Here is a 16,139-nt window from a genome sequence, read left to right on the forward strand (position 1 = left end):
GGCGTATGGGTACCGGGACAACGACTACTTCTTTTTGAAAATCAAAGCGGCGTTTCCCGGTAAAGTGCGATGAACCTAAAAAAACCGCCCACTTTGCACAAAAGGGGCGGTTTTTTTTATAGCTGCTGAAACTTACTTGTAGTAAGCCTCTACTTCACCTTTCAGCTTAACCAGCATCGGACGGCCAAAACGGTCCTTGGCAACCGGAGAAGAAATCTTTACCCAGCCTTCGCTGATGCAGTATTCCTCAACGTCATTACGCTCTTTGCCGTTCAGACGGATACCAATCTCGTGCTGAAAGTACTCTTCTGCGTAGAACTTGCTTTTAGGGTTAACAGACAGTTGATTCGGTAACTCTGGCTTGTCGCTCATGGTGATGACTCACAAAATAGAAACTTCAAAGCGGGCATTGTAGAGACAAGCCGCAGAACCCTCAATACAAGGTGATTGAGGCGGCGGTATTTGCCAACCGTCACTCCTGCAACTGTGGAAATTCCTGTAACAGAAACTGCCATACCGCCTGAGAAGTACGGGTACGCACTCCGACACAGACCAGATGAATCGGACTGCGCTCCGGGTGGTTCCACTCGGACAGCACTGGCAGCAGGCGACCACTGGCGCGCTCGGCCTGAATAAACTTCGGGTCGATCATAATGATGCCCAACCCGGCGCAGGCCATATCGACCAGAGTGTAATTCTTCCATGTTTAGTGTTTTTATATGGGTTACCAACCTGTAACCCGAACTGATAAAGAGCATTGTAATTACAGAAAGTTCCCGTGCCTGCTGAATTCGGTCTAAGCGCGCTCAGCTGAGCCGGCAGCATGGTTGTTTTACTGCACGGCTTCGCGCAATGCTTTCAGTCGTTTTCCGGCAAGCGCCGCACTTTCCTTATCAGCATTTGGATTACTGGCAGCCATGGCCATATATTCAATAGCCTTCTGTAAATCCTTTTCTACACCGAGACCGTTAGCGTACAGATCTCCCATATAGAGCTGCGCTGTCGGGCTACCCAACGCCGCGGCTTTGATAAACCAATAAGCTGCCAGGGTATAATCCGGCGCAACGCCAGCGCCAAAGGCATACATATCGCCCAGCATCAGCTGAGCCTGCAGATTGTTCTGTTCTCCAGCCGCCTTAAAGTAAGCAATCGCTTCGCTTTTATCACGGCCGACACCGGCCTCATCAAACAGGCGCATACCTTCATCGAACAATTCTGTTGCCGACGCCTTACCCTGCTGGAACTGCTCCGGCGGCAGAGATGTTTGCGCGTTAACGCTGGCGGTGAGCAATGTAGCGGTAAGAACCAGAGCTTGTGACAGGCCAAGAATGAGATGAAAGAGAGTATTTTTATTCATTGTATTTTCCTGGGAATATTGTTTAGCCAACCGACTGGCATTCAGATGTACAAACCAGTCAGAATGCTATCTGCCACTGACGCGGCTTACGAATCTCATGCTGTTTAACCCCGGATGGGCGCGTGCTATCAGTCACTACCGTCAGCTTCCCCTGCTGGTAGCCGATACCACGCACAGTGCCTGCCTTGAAGGAGAACTGAGCAATATCCTGCCCCTCAGGCCAGGTAGCGTTATATACCCGGATGACACTCTGCTCAGGCTTATTTACGTCGCCGCCAAAACCCCACATAAGACTACCGGTGAAATACACCAGCACCGTAGCGCCCTGCTCGCTGAAACGATAAACGTCCGGTGTTTTACTGAACAGATAGTAGAGATCATCGGCGATTTTATGCGCTGTTAATTCCGGGTAGCGTAGCTGGTACAGAGGGTTGCTGACGATACCATCAACCCGCCTGCCACCTGCCACTACCATCAGGTGCGGTGTAATCCAGTCGGCAAAATCCACGCCATCCAGCGTATGCTCTGGTAATTCACCCAGCTCAGTAGCAATACGATTTTGCTCGCCAGTAAGGACACTACGGCCGTTGAATATCAGTGCTAATGCTTCCGCTGTTGGCTCTGGCGGCTGCTCACGATCCTCTGCCAGCCAGTCTTCAACATACCCCAGTTTCACTTCGCCTGGTTCAGTCGCAGGCTCTGGCGTATAGACCATTGGTAAACGACGTACTGCAACCGCCTCATCACCATCAAAAACCCGTATTCCTGGCTCAATGGTGCCATCGGGCTGCAACAACCAGTCTCGTCCCTTTGACGGTACACGCCCGTAATCACGAATAAGCTGTGGTCCGTCGTAGGTGGATTCTGTGACAGCAACACCCTCGCGCAGGGTTTTGTACTCGTCCAGACGGTTAACCTGACGCTCTGTTCGAGCATCAACAAAGACAAAGCTGTAGATAAACCAGCCGATAATGAGCGCCGCAATGATCAGTACGACAGCAAAAAAGCCACCAAGGCTTATAAGAAAGGTTTTCATCGATCGTCCTTAACCGGATGGCTGCAGCAGGCAGCAGTAGCCGCATCCTAACATGAACCGCCACGGTAAGTACCAGCACACCGTTCGCGGACCCAGCAGTGATTAGCACTGCCTATAGTCCCCAGAGAAGGAATTCATTTCAGTGTTTGTACACCCGGAGGTTTAATACAGGAAGCAAATCAAATGGCCAATACCAATACACAAGACTAATAGGTGAGAATTTCAGATGATCAGCGAAATCCCTTTCGCCGCTATCGCGGTATCATTCGTATTACTTTCAGTGGCGATGGCCGTAGCCCCCTAGGCTACGACCAGCAATAACGGGCCGAATAAATCACCAGCCCATAGTGGTTTCTGAAGAATCCGAGTCGGGCTTTGACTCAACCACCCGCCCTTCGGCATCAATGGCTTTCTCTTCCCGCTCTGCCGGGTAGAAACCTAATGGCGGCAATTCAGAGTCAGGCACAGAGCCGACCGGGATAATTTTCACATGGCTAAGGTAGTCGAGGTAGAACTTCATCAGGTGTTGTTTGACAGGTTCCGGGGCATAGCCTTTGCGGTGCCAGCAGGGTGAAGAGTCGAAGTCGATCTGTAACGCTAAATCCGCTGAGAGTTCCGTTACGAAAAGGTCGCGACGATCGAGATTGCCGCATGACGTATACGCCCACTTACGTCCTTCTACAGTCAGGATATCTATATCCTGATATGATCTGATCTTCTCGCACTCATCCCCAGTTACTGACAGTTCAGTGCCTTCGTCAAATGCACGTTCTATAGCTTCCTTCAGTCTTTCCTCCAGAATTGGCCTCTCGATACTGGTTATGGGGAAGAAAACTACATTAAGCAACGATGACCAATTATAGAAATCATCCTGCATTGCATCCACTGGAAGCCTCATACTTCCAAAAGGTAAAGTCATATCTTTTTTCGGATATAAATTTGGAGTAACCCCCTGCCTTACAGGCGTGTAGGAATATTCATATACCGGCTCCCCACCCACAACACCATCACATTGAAGAATGACTCGTAAATCATTTACCTGAAATATGTAAGTCGAAAACCTCTCCATAGACTTAAGTTCAGGCAGACTAATGCTTATCTTTTCCGTCCTAAACAAACCATCCATACCTAAACCCCCAAAGCCAGAAGATCATTCTTCATGTGATTCCAGAGCTCTATAAAAGATGCTTTAGGATTAGAAGACAAAAATGTTTCATATTGACTTCGCACCTTCAGGCTATTCTGATCTAAACTATTAGAGTCCAACTTTTGGTGACGTTGAGAGACAACAGAAATCGGCAATCCCTTATGCAAAGACACTGTAGCCCCACTACTCTCAATTGAGGCTTTTAACTGCGTAAATGGAGCTGTTGGCGATACCAGATGAAACTGGAAACCAGAAAGAGTTTTCCCATCTTTAATTAGTAACTTAACTGCTTCCTGCAGTATTTTTGCCCCATCACCATAGACGTAACAATTATAGGATTCGTGTTTAAGACTACTATTATCCACCCATCTATTCTGAACTACTGAGTCTCTGAGGATATTTGCCAGGCCCTGAGGGTCAATTATTTTCCTTCTGGATTCTGGCGACTGATATTCTGCACCAAACTCAATCGTTGCCAGAGGTGCATGGTAAAGATTGAAATCTGTCTTGTAATCTTTTTGGTTGGTCGCCTCAAGCATTATTCTGGACAACACAGGTAACTCGATTAAGGTACCGTTTGAGACTCCTGCTCCTATTCTAAGGACGTTTTGTGTAAGCCTGGTGCCGGAAATCGCCTGTTCCTGCCAGCCGCGCGCCTGATACGTCATATTAAACAGGCCGACTGGAACAGAACTCATATTCTTTTCATAACGACGAATCTTATGAATATAAACGCCAGAGCCTTTATTGGTATTAGGTGGGCTATCCTGAAAAATGGTATAGAAAGCGCGTACAGAGTGGCCGTTGATATCCCCAAAGTCACGATAGAACTCATTAGCAATGCCGATTGCTTTACCAGAACTCAATGCATCTGCTGACGATGACAGCTCCGCAATAATCTGACTAACAATAGCTTTTCCATCTTCAGACTGAGGATCGATATACTCAGCGAAATCAACTATTAGCTCCGGATCTATAAAAACCTTTCGACCAGCATCACTTGGCATTAATGGCAGAAAATTAGCATAGCTTTCAACGATCATCATGCGTCCTTTGCATACAGAATCCATATCAGTCGCCGAGCATATCCGATTGCACCATGGGTGCAATCCAAGCTGGGTCTGATTCGAGGATTCCTACTACTTTTGCAGGACGGAACAGATTAAAAAACGACCAATCAATGCCAGAAAACTGCTGAACCGTAGTCAGCCGGCAGACTGTTCCTGAAGCAGCTTGTGACGGATGCCCATCAGCAATTTACCGTAGTTATTGGCACCGCGCATATCGCGCCCGCTACCCCAGAAGTAGTCGTACATACTGAGTTCAGCAATATCCAGATCACCGCTTTCCAGCAGCGCGGCAGATACTTCTGTGTGAGTACGGCACTTGATGTATGTCCCGCGCGTCATGTAGGTAATACTGTTCTTTTTCCAGTCTTTACGGCGCTTTTGCCAGCGGTTGTGACCAAGTTTGGCAGCGGCTTTCGGGCTTGTGGCCTGGCGAATTTTTTCGCGGTAGCTTTCATCTTCGAATTTCATCGCCTGATAGTAGTGCTCAACCGTTGGCCATTCGTGGCCATCCAGCTCAAACGCATAGGGGGCGTAAGCAGCCAGTGGGTTGTGAATATCTTCCCGGGTGAGGGTGAACAGAGTTTTGCCTTTATGTTCGAACAGCATGAAGCACCATTGTATTCTCAGTCGATGAGCTTAGCTTAATGCTGTTAGCGCAGACTGGAAAGTGCGTATGCCATCCGGACGACAATGCTGTCTCTGCCCAGTTGTTCTCGGGTGAGTGAATCGAGCTGCGAAGGCCTCTGGCCTGACAACCGATTCAACAGTGGGAACAGAGCGAAGTACAAGCCACTGAAACATTCCCCTGCACAGAATGCAGAAGTCATCTTAGTAAGTTGTAATCTACGCTCTGGTACATATGAATCATCGAAGAATTCACATTCCCACGGCGCTATCACTCTACCAGGTGTTTTTTATACGACTCAGTAAAGCGCTTATGCAAAGAGGATTTTTCGGCATCGTAGACAGAGTCTCTGGCTACATCCAGAAAGAAAGGAATAGCATGCTCACTATTGCAGCAGATGAATTCATCACCATAGGGTTTAAAACCGAATTTGCTGTAAAGCTTCACATTTCGCGATTTGCTACTGATCGACCACACCATGATACCAGCCACACCCTCGCTGATCAGGTAATCGTAGGCTGCCACCATCAGGTATAGTGCCACCGGCTTTGTACGGTATTTATCCAATACAGCCAGTTTGCAGATTTCTCCAAGGCGCCCCTCCGTTCCCTTAACTTCACCCATGTAATTTTCTATGGGCAACTGCTCCTCTGAGCTGTTTTTCATATTCGCCGACACGGAACCCATGACTTTACCGTCCGTATCAATGGCTACGAAATGCATCGCACCCCGGTCAAGTGGCGAGATAATACTTCCGGTCGGATAGTTATCTTCTTCTACGAAGACTTTTGTCCGTACCTGGGCAATATCGTTAAACAGCGGGTCATCTATTCCTTTGACCTTCTTAATTGTGTATTTCATCGTTACCTCAGCCTGCAATCTTGAGTCGTATTCCGGCCAGCCGGCTCTGGAATACCAAAATGATGAATAGCGTCAGACAGACGCGAGAAGAGTATCCGGCAATCGATAAACTGCCGATCTCCCACCCGCTTCTGTACGACGAGTAAGATCAGGATGCCATCAGTCTTTACATGTACGCCGGCTCGGAACGAAGCAAACTCAGCGCACATTTAACTGGCCAAGCGTGAATATGACCCAGCTGAATATCCTGACTTTCCGAGGCTAACGAACTTTTATGACAGGCTCAATAACTGACAAAATGAAAAACAAGCGATTACCCGCCAAAATCAACCTTTACCATTAATATCGGCCTGTTCAGAGAACGACAGGCAACGACAGAGCCATAAGATGGCCTTTATTAACAAAAGATTGGGGTGATCAGGCCTTTTCTGACTACCTTCATCGCGGAAGGAGCTGTACGCCCCAAAAGCGCGCAAATTCTGAGCAATGGACTAAACTTAAGGCAAAGACACAATTATTTCGCTGCGAGAGCCGCAGTGAACGCCGGCCCAGATAGCTGGTGACAAAGGAGGTACGGATTACCATGACAGAACAAGCGGACAACGCGCAGATTCTCACCCGACTGGCCGAAGAGGTCGAACGCCTCGAAGGCGAGATTCATAAGATATCCAACAAGCTGAATAACGAGGGCTTCCTGGCCCGCGTACCAGCAGCTTTCATTGAGAAAGAGCAAAAGAAGATGGCGGTTTTTCAGCACAACCAGGCCAAAATCAAAGAGAAAATTGCCTCTCTTCGTTCCGCCTGATCCGCAATCGCTTGGGTATCCGACTGAGTAGTTCTCAGTCGGCCTGAGCGTGTACGGCCTTCTCCCTTCAATACCCCTTCATGTTCTGTGTCAATTTTCACAGCCATTGTCTGACCTATCATCAGCCGCTGTAACTTCAGTGGAGAGAGCTATGGATTACGATATAGCCATCATCGGCGCAGGTCCTGCTGGGCTGAGTTTTGCCCTGTCATTACGACAATCGGGGCTGAAAGTCGCGGTGATCGAAAAGCAGCCGCGAGCGCTGTTAGCCTCTCCTCCCTATGATGGTCGTGAAATTGCTCTGACCCACTTATCGAAGAAGCTGATGACGCAGCACGGTAGCTGGCAGCAGCTTGGGCCAGAAAATATTCACCAACTGAATGCAGCCAGCGTGCTTAACGGTCACTCTGACTACCAGCTGTACTTCGATGCTCCTCCGGGCAATGACGAACCATTAGGTTATCTGGTGTCCAACCAGCAGATTCGCCGCTCAGTTTTTGCCGCATTCGCAGCAAGCCACGCTGCGACGCTTATAGATGACGTCAGCGTTACCCGCGTGCAAACGGAAAAAAGTGGAGGCTACCTGACCCTGAGTGATGGACGGACAGTCAGTGCGTCTCTAATCGTCGCTGCCGATACTCGCTTTTCTGAAGCCCGCCGTCAGATGGGTATCGCTTCAGACTTCAACGACTACGGCCGCAGTGCTTTGCTATGCGTAATGGAACATGAAAAACCCCACAACCATACTGCTTTGGAGTGTTTTCTCTACGGCGGGACGCTGGCAGTTCTGCCACTCAGCGAATACACCAGCTCCATTGTTATTACCGTCAATTCCGCGCAGGTATCCAATCTGCTGAATATGGACGAAGTGACGTTCAGCCAGGAAGTAAGCACGCGGGCCGGCTTGCGACTGGGAAACATGAAACAATGCGGCGAGCGATATCATTACCCGCTGGTCGGCGTACATGCCAGACGCTTCTATAGCCAACGCTTTGCTTTAATTGGTGATGCCGCGGTCGGTATGCACCCGGTGACGGCTCACGGATTTAATCTGGGTCTGAGTGGTCAGGACTTGCTGGCAAGCGAAATTCTTAAAGCCAGAGAAAAACAGCAACCCATCTGGAGCAATACCGTACTGCAGGCTTATCAGGCGAAGCATATGCCCAATACACGGCTTTTGTATCACGGTACAAATACAGTGGTAGGTCTGTTCACGGATGATCGATTGCCTGCGCGCTTATTACGCAATGCTGTATTGAGGGTAAGTAACCATTTACCACCGCTGAAACAGGCGATTCGACAGAAGCTGATGAACAAAAAACATCCGTCCCTGCGCTTGCTATAACGTACAGAGGCAACAGGTAAAAATACAGCGGTCCGGAATGGCCGCTTTTTATTTCCAGCCAAAAACTTCTTCGCTTTCACGAAAAGCAGGCAAACGCTGTGCGCGCTGTATTAATGGACGTATACGAAAAAATAAATAGGCTGCCAGCGCAAGCAACAGCAGCCAACTAACCGGAAGAACCTGCTGTACGGAAGTAAAATCAAACGTCACCAGCGAAAGTACCAAACAAATAATTCCACCACCACTCAGGGTATACAGGGGAATGCTCACGCTGTTCATATCACTGGCGCTGCGTGCCATCCCCGGATTATAAGTTGCTACATACACCCCTATTTCTTCACCTGAGCGTAATTCCTCAACTGACGCACGAAGATTGGCACAAAATCGCCAGCGCCTTCCTCCGGCCTGATACTCAACAATCGGTTGGTACCAGGTGCTGTCGTCCACCTCTCCTGGCTTTTTAACCGTTTTAATGTCCCGAACATGACCACATACCAGTGAAGCTTTTGCCAGAAATCGTGTGTCCCGGACTTTAATCAGTGAAAACAGAAACAGCAAAAACATGCCAACCACGGCTGAAATAAGACTGAACACAGAAACTCCCTGTCTGTTTATTATTGCTACATCCCTCGGATTACTTCCCACCCATAACCGATGATAAAAATAACTCCGGATGACGACTGTCATCAAAGGTAACTCTTGCTGCAAAGATTATGTTTTTACACAGTTTCGATGCAGGTCAGATTTTCATATCTACCGCCAGATTTCCGCTGAAGACTGGAAACCGGATAAAACGATTCTGCGCTGCCTGCATTACATTTACCTGTAAATAACAGTGCAGGCAGTGACAACAGAGCGCACTAGGTTAAAGAATGCCGTACACGCAGCAAGGGGGATTGGCGCCAACGGGGGAATTTGTACCGATTTATCACAGTCGCTGGCGGACGCTTCGCGTCCAACCTGCAACCAGGTCTCAGTACCCTGACTGAGTTTTTCTGACAGAAGCCAGTTTCAGATTAAAGTCAGACAGCTGCAAGAATGCTACACTGATTCCGTCGACACGAACTACGCATCGCTCCAGTGGCTGAGACCTGAACATCCTTCAGGCAGCATTGAGCAGGTCGAGCGTAAACTGCATGCGCTCCGCAGGTGAGTTCATTTCAAGCAACTGCTGCAACAGGTCAGCATCAAAGCCAATCAGGCTGTACAAACGAAAACTGAACTCTTCGCTGTCCATATTCTGCCACTCTGGTGACATAAGCACAGGTAACATTGCATCGCGCACTTCTGCATCCGCCTGAACAAGTGCCGTTAACCTGTGCATCAGTTTGTCCTTAAGAATCTGCAGGCTGTCCAGTTGCTGAGGTCTGAACTCATCATCAAATGCTTCACAGGCGTAAATTGGGAAAGGTAAACGCTGCTTCTCCTCACCGAGGATAAAGCGCTGCTGTAAGTGTACATTGACGAACAAGCGCCCATCGTCGGTGGTATTAACCAATTCGCAATGCCCGGCACTGAATACATTCTGAGGAATATAGGTCGCTTGATTTGAGCTGAGTGCCTCCTGCAAAGAATCTGTCTGTTTGCCCGGGCTAAGCTGCTTCCGGGTATTACAAATAGCCAGAAGCCCCTGCGTATCGAGACAGTGATGAATCATTTCGCGATAACGGGGTTCAAACACATGCAAAGGAAACACTGTGCCCGGAAAGGTGACACATCCGGGGATCGGAAAAATACAGATATCAGTCATAGACCTCCCCTTGTTCAGTACGGCAGACCAGCCCTGAACCGTGACTGGCCCGCCAGGCACGCTGATTAATGCAGCTGAATCTCCAGCCGGTTTATACCACCTGATGGCTGGCACACCATTTCATCGTAGGCACTCTCGTGCCGCATGACCATGTGCTTGTGTGGAATACTCTGCAAACGCTCTTTCATATCAGTAAGACTGTTGGTGCGTAACAATTTTCCACCACTATCCGTGACAATATGTTCAGCACCATCGATCTCCACCGATACCTGATAGAGTGACCCTTCCAGAGAATGAATAATGACACGGGTAACAGTTCCTGACTGCTGGAGCTGATTGAGTCGGACAGACATAACCTACCTCCTTCTTGTATAACTCTTGTACAAGATTAGCCTGACTTCCAACCGAATGACAAGCACAAATGCCATATTCAACACCCGACAAAGATAACGGTATAAATCAGTTTGCCAGCTCAGGCGGGAAGCGATACCGGTAGTGCAAGTGTTCACCGCAGTTTCAGTAGTCAGTACAGGGCACACACATCGGGGGCGGTAAGATCCAGTCCCATCGGAACACGGGTTAGCTTATTCCCCACGGTAGAAATATGGTCATAGAGAATGCCCTTTTCAGTCACGATCAGATCACTTCCGGAAAACAGTGGTGGCTGGCCAATGGCCAGTGAACTTGGCGACTCCAGGCTCAGCAGTTGTGTTGCATACTCCTGGCCCTGACGATTTACGTAAACCAGCTGGCCACTGACAAACTGGGTCACAGCCACCCCACCACAAATCGGCATAATATCGTCAATGATAATACCGCCCTGATAAATAACATTGTCAGTAGCGCGATTACTGATAACGCCGCCACTACTATCAGTCAGTTCAAGGGGTAAGTTACCTGCTTGATCAAACGTCAGCCGGCGAACTTTATTACCATCGGAGATAAACACCTCCTGCCCCTGCACGCGCACCCCATTGGCCGACGACAAACCGAAGGCCGAACCAATCCAGTCGCGATCAAAGCCAGTGACTCGGGGGAGATCAGAGGAGTAGTCCATGCGTATACGCGCGACGCCAGATTTAGCAAAAAAGTTGCCGTCGGCCAGCAATAAATGGCCATCGGGTGTCACTGCCATACCATTGGGTAAAGCCAGCGCATCCACCGGATCATTACGCAACCCTTTATCCAGACGCTGAAAAGTCAGCGGATGCTGATGCACGTTAGCCGCCAGTAAGTGATTATCGCGAACCAGTTTGAGAAAAAAACCTGACCATTGCAGAACATACTCCTGGCAGACTGTAATCACCCACTCGCCTTGCTGCACAATACCGGCAAACATGCATTGATCATCGTATATAGCACGGCGACGGTAGCCTGTTTTTCCGAGTGCATCAGTATATTCAGTAATCTGATAAATATTGCGTCCACCGCTGACAATCAGATCGCCCTCGGCTGTAAAAAGAATATTTTCCGCATCGGGAACAGTGGTCAGTGTTTCCTGCTGTAAACAACCGGCGAGTAACAGTGCGGCAATGAATACAAGCGTACTTTTCAGTAACGGGATGGCAGCAGAAGTCATGGCATTTTCCTTTTTTATTATTTTTTCGTCCGGGCGCTTGAAGCCGTGCGCCTGACAAAGGAAAGTGCCGCTACAGTTTTTCAGGGTCAAATCACCGGCCTGATTTGTCCTTAAACAACAAATCAATTCGTTCAGCGGGGTCAACTGGCCCGATACGCTCCATCAGAAAGCATCAGACCAGTAAGCTGATAATGGTTTATTACTGCCGAATTCAGTCACGCAACGAGGCGATATTGTCGGCTGTCATATTGATAATGGTTTGCCTTGCCTGTGGCGTAATCCAGGCATTATGAGGCGTGACAATCAGGTTCATATTGCCCTGCTTCATGGCAGCCAGCAAAGGGTGACCGCCCACAGGCGGTTCAACCGGCAGTACATCAACTGCGAGACCACCCAGTAAGCCTCCCTGCAGCGCCCACAGCGCAGCCATCTCATCAATGATGCCACCTCGGGAGCAATTGATAACCAGGCAACCCGGTTTGATGTTATCGATATTATCGCGATTCAGAAGGTGGTGGGTGTCGTCAGTCAGCGGGCAATGAAAGCTCAGGACATCTGCCTGACGAATAGCTTCATCGAAGGCCAGGCGGCTATCGTTTGCATCACCCGGGCGCGCGGTGAATATCACCTTCATTGCGAAGGCTTGCGCCAGATTGGCCACCGCACTCCCCAGTGCACCGCTGCCGACAATCACCAGTGTTTTCCCGGATAGCTGTGTAGTCTGGTGATTCATCAGGCAGAAAAACGGACTTTTCACCCAGGCGTTGTTTTTTACGTCCTGCTGATACTGTGGCATACGTGCAGCCAGACTAAGCATCAGCATCAGGGTGTGCTGAGCTACCGAATCAGTACCATAATTAACCACATTCTTTACCGGTATGTTCAGCCGTGCGGCTGCAGTCATATCAATATTATTGGTACCAGTAGCCAACACAAAAATAGCTTTTCGGCCGTTCATCGCGCGCTCGTCGATTACCACCTTATTAGTAATAATAATATCTGCATCGGCAATATTGCTTAACAGCTCGTCCGGATGAGTGGTGCCATATACACGCAACTCCCCAACTTGTTCGCGTATCGGCGTGAGGTCAATGTCAGTGCCAAGTGTATCGGCATCCAGTAGCACGGCTTTCAAAGTGTTTTCCACAGTATTCACTCTTAATCAGTTCTGCTGCTGAAATTATCCAGCCTGCTCTTAACGGTCAAGACGGATCCACCACTTTGGAGAACGCGTGCAGCATTTTCACTGTACCACTGACTAAACAATCTATTGCTCACAGCCAATGTTATTTTTCAAGTCAGAATCCCAATATAGTGATGCGAACTTACTCAAACGCTGGAGCGCAACATGTCATCCACTCAGACACTTTTCACCCCTGTTACTCTGGGTAATCTGGAACTGCCGAACCGTTTTACGATGGCGCCGCTGACCCGTTGTCGTGCGGTTGATCACCTGCCCAACGCACTGATGGCTGAGTATTATGCTCAGCGAGCCAGCGCCGGCCTGCTGATTACAGAGTGCACCATGGTCAGCGAAGATACCTCTGCCTTTGGTAATGATCCGGGAGTCTACTCGGATCAACAGATTGAAGCGTGGAAACAGGTCACAGCCGCTGTGCACGCCAAAGGTGGTCGCATTTTCATGCAAATCTGGCACGCCGGTCGGGCCGCCCATCCGCTGCTTAACGGTGGTAAAGAAGCCGTTGCGCCGAGCGCCGTTGCCATCAATGGTGAGTTACATACACCACAGGGAAAGCAGCCGTATACCGTGCCACGTGAACTTACTCACGCAGATATTGCAGCCATCACCGATGACTTCCGCCGTGCCGCGGCGAACGCCGTTGCCGCTGGCTTCGATGGTGTTGAAATTCACGCAGCCAATGGCTATCTGATTGATCAGTTCCTGCGGGACGGCAGCAATCAGCGCAGCGACGAATACGGCGGCTCACTGGAAAACCGCTCTCGTTTCCTGCGCGGTATTCTTGATGCCGTATGTGCTGAAATCGGTGCTGAAAAAGTCGGTATCCGCCTGTCACCGCTGAACAGCTACAACGACATGAAAGACAGTGATCCGCTGGGCTGGACAGCCTACATGACAAAAATGCTGAACCAGTACCAGCTGGCCTATCTGCATTTAATGCGCGCAGACTTTTTTGCACAACAGCAAGGTGATGTGGTCAGTGTTGCACGTGAACAGTATCAGGGACACCTGATGCTTAACATGGGCTACAGCGCTGAAGAAGCAGCGGCCGCTATCGACAATGGCCAGGCAGACTCCGTGGCTTTTGGTACTGGCTTCCTGGCCAACCCGGATCTGCCGGAGCGTATTCAGGCAGGCGCCGAACTCAACACACCAGATCAGGATACCTTCTACACGGCAGGGGCTGAAGGCTATACAGACTATCCGCCAATGTCAGCCTGATTCTCTTCAGTTAAATCTGCCCGACAGAGTAGCAAGCATAAAAAAGGATAAGCCACGGCTTATCCTTTTTCATTGCCCGCAATTTAAACAGCGCTATCAGGCAGACAGAGCATCAGCCAGTGCGGCTTTCAGCTGATCATCCGTTACTTTAACGTCAGGCGCGAAACGAGCCAGTACGGTACCGTCCTTTGCGATCAGGAACTTCTCGAAATTCCACATAATGTCGGTGTCACTGGCTGGCAAAAGATCTTTTGCACCCAGCTTTTCTTTCAGGCCCTGATCTACCGTGGTCAGAGCCTGCGGAGCTGCGGCAATCAGTGTCTGATAGAGCGCATGACGCCCTTCACCATTTACTTCGATTTTTGCGAACATCGGAAAGGTTACGCCGTATGTCAGGCTGCAGAATTGTTCAATCTCCGCTTCCGTTCCAGGCTCCTGTCCAAGAAACTGGTTGCAGGGGAAACCCAGAATTTCCAGACCATTCGCAGCTTCTGCTTTGTACAGCGCTTCCAGCTCTTCGTACTGCGGTGTAAGGCCACATTTGGAGGCTACATTGACCACCAGCAGAACTTTGCCTTTATAGTCCGACAGCGACACGCTTTCGCCCTTGATGGTGCTGACTGCAATATCGTAAATACTCATAAACTCTCCGGTTATATGCACTGTGTCTGGGATTTTCTATAAGCTGCCTGAGCTGAACAACAGCGTCAATGCGGCGATGGTTTATTTCGACAATAATCCGCAATGTAAGGTGATGCACAGCGCTGCAACGCACTGTTCGACCACACTCGGGAATCCGCAACAAAAGCTCACAGGCTTTCATTCTTCAGGCTGTTAGACTATGGCTTGTTAACCTCTCTGGGGAACCAATACAGCGTTCTCCTTTTCGACATATTCAAAACCACACCGAAGTCGCGGACATGCAGCTGCTTGTTGGCGACTATGGTTTATTTATATTCAGCATTCGGATTGCTCACCAGTGACAGTATCAGTTCAACCACCCGCCCGCACTCACACGGGGATTGCCGCACTGCTGGCCATGGTAACAGCGCTCAGCCCACTGGCCATCGACACTTACCTGCCCGCCTTCCCTGCCATCGCTGACAGCTTTTTCGTATCCGTCCATCAGGTTTCGCTGAGTATTTCCGTATACGTATTCGTGCTGGCTCTGGGAAATTTATCCGGCGGTCCCCTGTCTGATCATTTTGGTCGTGACCGCATTATGCTCACCGGCCTTGCACTGTTTGGCATCGCCAGTCTGCTGATCAGCTTTGCACCGGACCTGGAAACCTTTATTGCCCTGCGTGCCTTGCAGGCGTTTGGTGGTGGATGGGCCGTAGTCTGTGTGCCGGCACTGGTACGGGATCGGTTATCTGGCCAGGAAGCTGCACGCTTCTTCAGCCTGATTGGTTTACTGATGGTTGCCGCTCCGGCGCTGGCACCCAGCATTGGCAGTCTGTTTCTCAACTGGTCCGGCTGGATAAGCATCTTCATTTTTCTCGGTTGCTACGCCGTGCTGATGCTGCTGTTGTTGAAGGGCATCGTTTTCGCTGGCTATCAACGCCCAGTGCATCACGAACAAGTCAGTATCCTGCAGCGCTATAAAGCGGTTATAAACACCCGCCCGGCGATGCGTTTCATTCTGACCGGTGCCTTCGCTTTTTCGGTGATGATGCTGTTTATTACCCACGCATCGTTCATTTATCAGCAGCATTTTGGTGTATCACCCGGTAACTTCGCGCTGTTGTTTGGCGCCAACGTGGTATTGATGCTGATCATGAACCTGACCAACCGACGCCTGCTCAAACGCCTGCTGCCCGTTACTATTCTGCGCAGCGCCCTGACCGTTCAGGGAGTGGGCCTGGTCATGCTGCTGTGTGTGACGCTACTGGCTGATAATCTGTGGTTGTTTGTTCCGGCCATGATCCTGAGTATCGGTATGCTGGGAGCAGTGTCGCCGAATATTCAGGCCTGTTATATGGAGTACTTCCCGCAGCATGGTGGTACCGCCGCGGCGCTGATGGGAGCAACACAGTTCTCAGTGGCGGGCCTTATTTCAGGTTCATCGCATTTAAGCGTGAAAAATGAGAACGGCAGTAAAATCGGTTAAGTTTGCATTCGCCAAAACCCAAACAAAACCGA

At 49.7% G+C, this 16,139-nt stretch carries 18 protein-coding genes; 4 read left to right on the forward strand and 14 right to left on the reverse strand.

The window, feature by feature from the left end; all coding sequences use genetic code 11:
• Positions 1-132: 132 nt before the first annotated feature.
• The 8 genes from I9W95_RS11900 to I9W95_RS11935 form a co-directional block, all read right to left on the reverse strand.
• On the reverse strand, positions 133-372 hold the full coding sequence (locus I9W95_RS11900; RefSeq protein WP_225675150.1) for a DUF3297 family protein: 240 nt from the start codon (positions 370-372) through the stop codon (positions 133-135).
• Between the two features lie 100 nt (positions 373-472).
• On the reverse strand, positions 473-652 hold the full coding sequence (locus I9W95_RS11905) for a hypothetical protein (RefSeq protein WP_225675151.1): 180 nt from the start codon (positions 650-652) through the stop codon (positions 473-475).
• Between the two features lie 180 nt (positions 653-832).
• Positions 833-1,357 carry a tetratricopeptide repeat protein gene (locus I9W95_RS11910; protein ID WP_225675153.1) on the reverse strand — a complete coding sequence of 175 codons (525 nt, stop codon included), beginning with the start codon at positions 1,355-1,357 and terminating at the stop codon, positions 833-835.
• 58 nt (positions 1,358-1,415) lie between these two features.
• Positions 1,416-2,393, reverse strand: coding sequence for a hypothetical protein (locus I9W95_RS11915; protein ID WP_225675155.1), 978 nt, complete (start codon positions 2,391-2,393; stop codon positions 1,416-1,418).
• A gap of 334 nt (positions 2,394-2,727) precedes the next feature.
• Positions 2,728-3,519, reverse strand: a complete 792-nt coding sequence (locus tag I9W95_RS11920) for a hypothetical protein (RefSeq protein WP_225675157.1) — start codon at positions 3,517-3,519, stop codon at positions 2,728-2,730.
• A gap of 2 nt (positions 3,520-3,521) precedes the next feature.
• The gene (locus I9W95_RS11925) at positions 3,522-4,586 is read right to left on the reverse strand and encodes a hypothetical protein (protein WP_225675160.1); all 1,065 of its coding nucleotides are present in this window, start codon (positions 4,584-4,586) and stop codon (positions 3,522-3,524) included.
• A gap of 159 nt (positions 4,587-4,745) precedes the next feature.
• Positions 4,746-5,216, reverse strand: coding sequence for an NADAR family protein (locus I9W95_RS11930; RefSeq protein ID WP_225675161.1), 471 nt, complete (start codon positions 5,214-5,216; stop codon positions 4,746-4,748).
• Between the two features lie 289 nt (positions 5,217-5,505).
• Positions 5,506-6,096, reverse strand: a complete 591-nt coding sequence (locus I9W95_RS11935) for a GNAT family N-acetyltransferase (protein WP_225675164.1) — start codon at positions 6,094-6,096, stop codon at positions 5,506-5,508.
• A 583-nt stretch (positions 6,097-6,679) separates the two neighbouring features.
• Between I9W95_RS11935 and I9W95_RS11940 the strand changes: the two genes are divergently transcribed.
• Positions 6,680-6,901 carry a hypothetical protein gene (locus tag I9W95_RS11940; RefSeq protein WP_225675166.1) on the forward strand — a complete coding sequence of 74 codons (222 nt, stop codon included), beginning with the start codon at positions 6,680-6,682 and terminating at the stop codon, positions 6,899-6,901.
• Between the two features lie 151 nt (positions 6,902-7,052).
• On the forward strand, positions 7,053-8,246 hold the full coding sequence (gene ubiM / locus I9W95_RS11945; protein ID WP_225675168.1) for a 5-demethoxyubiquinol-8 5-hydroxylase UbiM: 1,194 nt from the start codon (positions 7,053-7,055) through the stop codon (positions 8,244-8,246).
• A gap of 48 nt (positions 8,247-8,294) precedes the next feature.
• On the opposite strand, the gene I9W95_RS11950 is transcribed toward ubiM, so the two are convergent.
• The 5 genes from I9W95_RS11950 to I9W95_RS11970 form a co-directional block, all read right to left on the reverse strand.
• Positions 8,295-8,840, reverse strand: coding sequence for a DUF3592 domain-containing protein (locus I9W95_RS11950; RefSeq protein ID WP_318653612.1), 546 nt, complete (start codon positions 8,838-8,840; stop codon positions 8,295-8,297).
• Positions 8,841-9,348: 508 nt separating this feature from the next.
• Positions 9,349-9,996 carry an LON peptidase substrate-binding domain-containing protein gene (locus I9W95_RS11955; RefSeq protein WP_225675172.1) on the reverse strand — a complete coding sequence of 216 codons (648 nt, stop codon included), beginning with the start codon at positions 9,994-9,996 and terminating at the stop codon, positions 9,349-9,351.
• Between the two features lie 65 nt (positions 9,997-10,061).
• Entirely contained in the window at positions 10,062-10,349 is a 288-nt protein-coding gene (locus I9W95_RS11960) for a DUF6482 family protein (protein WP_225675174.1), read from the reverse strand.
• Between the two features lie 170 nt (positions 10,350-10,519).
• Complete coding sequence (locus I9W95_RS11965; RefSeq protein WP_225675176.1) at positions 10,520-11,575, reverse strand: hypothetical protein; 1,056 nt, start codon at positions 11,573-11,575, stop codon at positions 10,520-10,522.
• Between the two features lie 211 nt (positions 11,576-11,786).
• On the reverse strand, positions 11,787-12,701 hold the full coding sequence (locus tag I9W95_RS11970) for an NAD(P)-dependent oxidoreductase (protein WP_318653613.1): 915 nt from the start codon (positions 12,699-12,701) through the stop codon (positions 11,787-11,789).
• A gap of 222 nt (positions 12,702-12,923) precedes the next feature.
• Here I9W95_RS11970 and I9W95_RS11975 point away from each other — a divergent pair, with 222 nt between their 5' ends.
• On the forward strand, positions 12,924-13,997 hold the full coding sequence (locus tag I9W95_RS11975) for an alkene reductase (protein ID WP_225675179.1): 1,074 nt from the start codon (positions 12,924-12,926) through the stop codon (positions 13,995-13,997).
• A gap of 96 nt (positions 13,998-14,093) precedes the next feature.
• On the opposite strand, the gene I9W95_RS11980 is transcribed toward I9W95_RS11975, so the two are convergent.
• Positions 14,094-14,639 carry a glutathione peroxidase gene (locus I9W95_RS11980; RefSeq protein ID WP_225675181.1) on the reverse strand — a complete coding sequence of 182 codons (546 nt, stop codon included), beginning with the start codon at positions 14,637-14,639 and terminating at the stop codon, positions 14,094-14,096.
• A gap of 337 nt (positions 14,640-14,976) precedes the next feature.
• On the opposite strand from I9W95_RS11980, the gene I9W95_RS11985 reads away from it, so the two are divergent.
• Positions 14,977-16,107, forward strand: a complete 1,131-nt coding sequence (locus I9W95_RS11985) for a multidrug effflux MFS transporter (protein ID WP_225675184.1) — start codon at positions 14,977-14,979, stop codon at positions 16,105-16,107.
• Positions 16,108-16,139: the final 32 nt, after the last annotated feature.

The sequence above is a fragment of the Thalassolituus marinus genome (assembly GCF_020320395.1).
Taxonomy (GTDB): Bacteria; Pseudomonadota; Gammaproteobacteria; order Pseudomonadales; family Oceanobacteraceae; genus Venatoribacter; species Venatoribacter marinus.